Below are 5,062 nucleotides of genomic sequence, written 5' to 3' on the forward strand. Positions count from 1 at the left end.
TTCGTAATTGTTTGTGTGGTAACTAACAATTTTACATGAGAATCTCTCTTTTTATTTAATTTTCATTGGAAGAAACTAGATAATCAACACGCGTGTTTCAATTATTTTGAAATTACTTTTTTTTAGGGATAAAAGCGCTTTAATAACGAGAAGGTGTATAATTAAGATGGATATATAAAGACACTTACTGTCATTGTTCGTAGTAATTTATAATTTTTATGTAAACGGTTTCTTTATAGTAGTTTTAACGTTGTACCGCAGAATACTAAAATTCGACAAAAGTACTTGTTATTTTTATAATAGAATTAATGACTAACAAGTATCGATATTTGGTACTGCATTAAAAATTATTATTAAATAACAATGATTTTTTACGGAGGTTAAAATTTTATTGTATTTAAGTAGATTTTGGATTGTTTAATTTCTATATGTTATCCTATAATCAGTAAAAAAAGTTCAGGAATGGTTGTAGAGTATGTTGTTTTAGAAATATGAATAATGATTGTAAAATAATATTTGGATGAATTAGAGGTGAAAAAGGAATGTTTGGGCTTACAAAAGAAGAAATTATGTTAATGCTTGAGAAGGTAGGATTAGAAGAGAGACAAAAAAATGCAATTGCGGACATCCTGCATCTTAACAATTTGCGAATCGAGCAACAACTTGCATTTATTATCCACTTAGTTATGGACGAGCGCGAAAGAAGTATTACCAACAATACATATTTAAATTAAAAATGTTGTAGGATAAGAAATTTAATTTTTTCACACATACCATATAGTTTGTTATAGAAAAAACGAATTGACTAGAAATCATGTTCAAAAATAATAACACTTTAAAATGATTGTAACTATTATTTTATCCTACTTATAGATGAATAAAATCACAAGTGCTATGTATTTACTAAATGCACTTGTGATTTTTTAAGTTCTTTCAGCGGGTGTTTGGACACCCTCTGAAAGAACTTAAAGCCTCCGGCGGATGTCACGGAATCGGAAGGGAGTTCTTTGTGCACGCACAAAGCCGATTCCGGACGCAATAATGCCGAGGCATTATTGATTCTTGTTTAAAGTTTGTATATTTCCATGGCTGCCTGTTTAATCAAATACAAACTCTTTCTGAAATGGCAAAATTTGAAACTTTTTTATTTTTCAGAACGTATAGAGATAAGAGAGAACAGAACAGGGAGGGTAGTACTGTGAAGCAAGCGTTACTGATACTGGATGTTCAAAATGATTACTTTAGTGATCAAGCTAGAATGCCTGTAGCAAAGAATCAGATTGAGCCAACATTAAATTGCATTAATAATCTTATTAAAAGGGCTGAAAAATCAAATGTTCATATCATCTATATTAGGAATGAGTTTGAGCGGACACATGTGCTGTCGAATCTTTTACGAAAATTCACTGCGTTAAAAGGAAGTAAAGGTGCTGAATTGGATGAACGACTATTAAGAGTTGAGGGTGTGTATTTTTCAAAAAATAAAGCGGATGCATTTAATAATCCCAGCTTAGTAACGTATTTAAAGAATAATGACATAAACCAATTAATAGTAACGGGTGCATTTATAGAAGGCTGTGTCACTGCAACAGTGAAAGGGGCTCTAGCTAGAAATTTTGCTGTAACAGTTGTGAGAGATGCAGTCGCAGGTGCTACAGATCAACGTAAGGAAGTAGCCTTAACAAAGCTAGCTACACAAGACATCTTAATCCTTACTTCGCAGCAGGTTTTTGAAAGTGAAAATGACAAAGGGGAAATTTGAAATGACACTTTTACAACGATTAATCGAGCAAGCTAAAAACCCACGAGGATTCGTAGGCTCACTGATGCTACGAATTATGAATAAGGCACATAGCGGTATGAATACTTGGCTCATGAAACAGGAAGCTGTAAATGATGGCAATATTGTGTTAGATATTGGATGTGGAGGTGGAAAAACACTTCAATCCTTATCGAAAATGAATCCAAGTGGTAAAATTTATGGTATAGACTTTTCTGCGCAGGCTGTTAAAGATTCTACGAAAACCAATCAAATGGATGTAGCAAATGGAAAAGTGATCGTGACGCAAGCAAGTGTTTCGAGCATTCCGTACACAGATAAGTTTTTCGATACGATTACAGCGTTCCAAACACATTATTTTTGGCCTGACTTAGCTAATGATGTGAAAGAAGTATATAGAGTGTTGAAGGACGATGGGAAGTTTATCATCATTTCGGAGCTCTATAAAATTAATTATCATATGAAAGCCTACAAAACAAAACCTGAAATCAAGCAGTTGTTTGAAAGTGTTGGGTTTCAAACTGTTACTATAAGAGAAAACACGCAAAAAGGATGGCTTTGTATTACAGGGATTAAATGAACCATAAAAAATGGAGGATATATGAATGAAAAGATGTGAATGGGTAAAGTTAGATGAACCTTTATATGTTGAGTATCATGACAAGGAATGGGGTATTCCTGTCCATGATGATCAGTATTTATTTGAGATGCTCTGTCTAGAAGGGGCACAGGCTGGTCTTAGCTGGTGGACGATTCTACAAAAAAGAGAGGGCTACCGGGCAGCTTTCGACCAATTTGATGCTTCGAAAATCATTCTCTATACGGAGGACAAGCTACAGGAGCTTAGACAGGATTCTCGCATTGTCCGAAATAAGCTTAAAATTGCTAGTGTTGTAACGAATGCTCAAGCCTTTCTACGGATACAGGAGCAATATGGCTCCTTCTCTGAATATATTTGGGGCTTTGTAGACCATCAGCCGATTATCAATGAATGGTCGTCCATTGCAGACGTACCTGCTACAACAGAAATTAGTGAACGCATGAGCAAGCAATTAAAAAAAGACGGTTTTAAATTTGTTGGTAGTACGATTTGCTATTCATTTATGCAGGCAACAGGGATGGTAAATGACCATGTCGTAGATTGTATTTGTCGCAGTGAGGGGGTAGTTGATGAAAATTGAAGCGATTAAGGCTCAATTAGTAAGGCAGGCAACGATCTTTGAAACGGGTGGGATTAGACCTACACATGACCTGCTAGAAAGCTGGATTGGCTATGTAGGCTGGTCATTACCATCTGAGCAATTGCCACAAGGGTTTCAGCCACTTGCTACATTATTTTTAAAGGAGCTGCCTTTTGTACCCGCATCGCTTCAACATATTGAGCTGCTAACGCTATTTATCAATGAAGACATATTTGATCACCTTATAGAGGATGATCTTAGCCGTTTTTTTGAAATAAAAGCATATACTTCTCTAGAAGGTTTAGTCCAGCAAACTTGGCAACATGACCGTATTCGAGCCTTCCCACTTATTTCGAAATGGATTGACAATGATTATCCGACATGGGATGGGGGAGGGATTCCATCTGATGTAGAGGATGAAATATTGAGGCTAGAGCATGAGGAAGATGTTGAGTACTTCGATGATATCGTAGAGGAAATATACGCCGTGCATAAAATTGGCGGCTATCCAGCTTTTTGCCAAAGTGGTCGTGATTACGGTGAGGAGTTTCCCTTTGTATTCCAGATTGCCTCTGACGGGAAAGCATATTTTAATATCGTCGATAATGGGAATTTCTATTTCTTTTTTAATCGTGAGCAAAATGAGTGGCGTGTTTATTGCGATTTTTATTAGCGATAAAACCATTTTTACGTTCAAACAGCAAGGTTACAGTGATAATCCATTGATGGCATGATTAGGAGGAATGAAGATGCGGAGGCATACTTCCGAAATTAGAAAAGTAAAGAAGGAGAGAAAAATGGGGAATAAAACGGTCATTAAGAGCGGTATTAGTTTTGGCTCGGTATTGGCCATTACTATTTCTTGGAGTGTCAATCATTCGATCATCTGGGCAATCATACATGGTTGTTTAAGTTGGTTGTATGTCATTTATTACGCAATATTTAAATAAATAGTGAATAGCATGTGAAATTCAATCATGGAACGGGCTGAATGTGGAACCTGACGCTGTGCAATTGTTTAGCGATACATTGCATCGTATACATACAATAGTGAATGTGCTTCGTTCATAACTTTTGAGTATTTAGCATAAATAACTAAGTGCTCTTTTAATGAAAAGCTCATATTATGAAAGATTACTAACATCTTTCCATGTATCGTAGAAGAAAGGTTGATAGGATGACACATCAAGTAACCGCCACAAGCAATTTTGATTTTAATGCTTCAGGCGTTGATGAAATATTACAAAATGTAGCATTTATATTATCTACTTTCGTAATATCTTGCCCTTTATACAGAGATTTTGGTTTTAGACTAGACACTCTTCCACCTTTCCAGCTTGCCAAAAGACGTAATACTGCACGTCTTTTAGAAAGCATTCAACGTTTCGTGCCACAAGCTATAGTAATCGATGTAGATTATCTTGGAGATGCATATGTAGGAAAATTAGAACCAGTTGTGAAAGTCATCGTAAACGAATAAACGATTAAGATGTAGATTGTCCTTTCCTTACAGATATTTGCCAGGCTATATAAATGTTAGCCTGGCAAATATTTTAAGGAGAATTATTTATAAATAATATTTGTTTGATGTGTAGACCGGGAAAGTGGGATTCATTCATTATTTAACTTATTTCAGCGGGTGTACAAACATTCGCTGAAATAAGTTAAAAGCCTCCGGCGGATGTCACGGAAATCGGAAAGGAGTTCTTTGTGCCAGCACAAAGCCGATTCCGGACGCAATTATGCCGAGGCATAATTGATTATGACAAGCGTATTCTATTAAAAAGATGAATGGAGAGAATGTATTGAGAGGGTTTATAAAAGGCCTTATTATTTTATTTTCCGTGATAGTAATAGCTGCTGCCTTGATTAAGTATAATCAACCTTCATTTGAAAGACCCATTCAAAAAAATCCCGATACAAATTATAATGAAGAAATTGGTGAAAAATTACAAAATACGAATTTTACACAAAAAATTATAGTAGCGTTACGAGCAGCAGGCTATTATCCAGATAGTACGATCGGCTATTTAATTGAATCTCCAAACAATCAAGTAATCACTATACCATTACATAATTTAGATAAATTAGATAAGAGTAC

General features: G+C 35.4%; 8 protein-coding genes. All 8 read left to right on the forward strand.

The window, feature by feature from the left end; all coding sequences use genetic code 11:
• Positions 1-542 precede the first annotated feature (542 nt).
• Positions 543-734, forward strand: a complete 192-nt coding sequence (locus ACFXN8_RS24760; RefSeq protein ID WP_376074297.1) for a hypothetical protein — start codon at positions 543-545, stop codon at positions 732-734.
• Positions 735-1,198: 464 nt separating this feature from the next.
• Positions 1,199-1,762, forward strand: coding sequence for a cysteine hydrolase family protein (locus ACFXN8_RS24765; protein WP_386848109.1), 564 nt, complete (start codon positions 1,199-1,201; stop codon positions 1,760-1,762).
• Position 1,763: 1 nt separating this feature from the next.
• The gene (locus ACFXN8_RS24770; RefSeq protein WP_386848110.1) at positions 1,764-2,360 is read left to right on the forward strand and encodes a class I SAM-dependent methyltransferase; all 597 of its coding nucleotides are present in this window, start codon (positions 1,764-1,766) and stop codon (positions 2,358-2,360) included.
• Between the two features lie 25 nt (positions 2,361-2,385).
• The gene (locus tag ACFXN8_RS24775) at positions 2,386-2,961 is read left to right on the forward strand and encodes a DNA-3-methyladenine glycosylase I (RefSeq protein WP_386848111.1); all 576 of its coding nucleotides are present in this window, start codon (positions 2,386-2,388) and stop codon (positions 2,959-2,961) included.
• Positions 2,951-3,634, forward strand: coding sequence for a DUF1963 domain-containing protein (locus tag ACFXN8_RS24780; RefSeq protein WP_386848112.1), 684 nt, complete (start codon positions 2,951-2,953; stop codon positions 3,632-3,634). Before ACFXN8_RS24775 ends, ACFXN8_RS24780 begins: the two co-directional genes overlap by 11 nt.
• A gap of 76 nt (positions 3,635-3,710) precedes the next feature.
• Complete coding sequence (locus ACFXN8_RS24785; protein WP_386848113.1) at positions 3,711-3,911, forward strand: hypothetical protein; 201 nt, start codon at positions 3,711-3,713, stop codon at positions 3,909-3,911.
• A 227-nt stretch (positions 3,912-4,138) separates the two neighbouring features.
• Positions 4,139-4,441 (forward strand): hypothetical protein, encoded by a 303-nt coding sequence (locus ACFXN8_RS24790; protein ID WP_386848114.1) that lies wholly within the window; start codon positions 4,139-4,141, stop codon positions 4,439-4,441.
• A gap of 325 nt (positions 4,442-4,766) precedes the next feature.
• A partial coding sequence (locus ACFXN8_RS24795) for a hypothetical protein (RefSeq protein ID WP_386848115.1) occupies positions 4,767-5,062 on the forward strand: 296 nt, incomplete at its 3' end.

The organism is Lysinibacillus sp. NPDC059133, assembly GCF_042755925.1.
In the GTDB taxonomy this organism is placed as follows: Bacteria; Bacillota; Bacilli; order Bacillales_A; family Planococcaceae; genus Lysinibacillus.